Below are 1310 nucleotides of genomic sequence, written 5' to 3' on the forward strand. Positions count from 1 at the left end.
TTGTGACACAAGGTTAGGCGGCTGGGGTGAGGGTGCCTTGGTAGGTCTTGGTGTGGTCGAGGTGGATGTAGCCGATCGGGTGGCCGTTTGAGGTGTAGGCGGTGACCCGGTCGAGGTCGCGGATGACGGTGATGGCCTGGCCGGCGTGTTCGGATCCGGTGCGGAAACGTAGTTTCCGGCCGATGCTGACGACGCCGCGGCGGTCGGCGGTGAGGTGGTGGACGGTGGCGTCGGTCTGGGCGGGTGGATGGCTGGGGCCGCCGTGGTGCTGGGCGTGGTCCCAGACGTGTTGTGGGGTGCGGCGGCCGAGTGCGCTGTGCCCGCGCAGGGTGTTGTAGCGGACCCGGTGGGTGTCGAGCAGGGTCTGCAGTTCGGCCAGGGTGGTGGGTGCGGGTTGGTGGGCCAGCCATTTCTTGAGGGTCTGGTGGTGGCGTTCGACTTTGCCGCAGGTTTGCGGGTGATACGGGCTGGAGTGGATCAGCCGGGCGCCGGCGCCGGTGACGGCGAGTTCGAATCGGGTGGGTCCGGCGTTGTCGCGCAGGTGGCGGGCGGTGAACGCGCCTCCGTTGTCGGACAACACGATGCCCGGCACGCCGTGGCCGGTGAAGGCGGCGGTGATCGCTGCGGTCGCGGCCGCGCTGGTTTCGCTGTGGGCGGCGTGGCAGGCGACCAGCAGCCGGGAGTGGTCGTCGAGCACGTCGAAGACCACGACCTTCGCGCCGTCGGCGAGCACGGTTTCGGTGGCGTCGATCTGGTAGCAGTCCCGTGGCCGGGCGTAGCTGAACCGCCGCCACGACGAGCGCGGCCGCTTGCGGGGGTTGATCTCCAGCAGACCGTGCCGGGCCAGGATCCGGTTGATCGTCGCCCGCGATGGCACCCGCAGGTCTTGCTCTGACCAGCCTTGTTCAGTGGCCAGGACGGTGAGTGCGTCGCGGATGTAGTCCGCTCCGTTGTCCGGGGCCAGCGTCTCGCGCAGCCGCACGATCTCGGCCACCACCGGCTCCGGGGTGGCATGCGGGATCGTGTGCGGGCGCCGGGATCGGGGCTGCCACTGGCCCTCGGCACGGGCACGGGCCCGATGCCGATAGAACGTGCGCCGGTCCACACCGTTGACCCGGCACCACTCCGACACGTTCGGGATGTCCACCCCGGCGGCATGCATCGCGTCCATCAGCCGCATCATCGCCTCTTTCCGCGCCATGGCCGCAACCACAACGCCGATCAAGCGACAGATCCCGCAACACCACCCGACCAGGGTGTGTCACTTGCTCCGCGACACGAACTGTGTCAACTCAGCTGAGACTGAAGAG

At 68.9% G+C, this 1310-nt stretch carries 1 protein-coding gene; it reads right to left on the minus strand.

Annotation, left to right across the window (positions count from 1 at the left end; genetic code table 11):
- Positions 1–13: 13 nt before the first annotated feature.
- Positions 14–1201: an integrase core domain-containing protein gene (locus SK803_RS46330; protein WP_319972640.1), complete on the minus strand. Its 1188-nt coding sequence runs from the start codon at positions 1199–1201 to the stop codon at positions 14–16.
- Positions 1202–1310 lie beyond the last annotated feature (109 nt).

The organism is Lentzea miocenica (genome assembly GCF_033949945.1).
Classification (GTDB): Bacteria; Actinomycetota; Actinomycetes; order Mycobacteriales; family Pseudonocardiaceae; genus Lentzea; species Lentzea miocenica.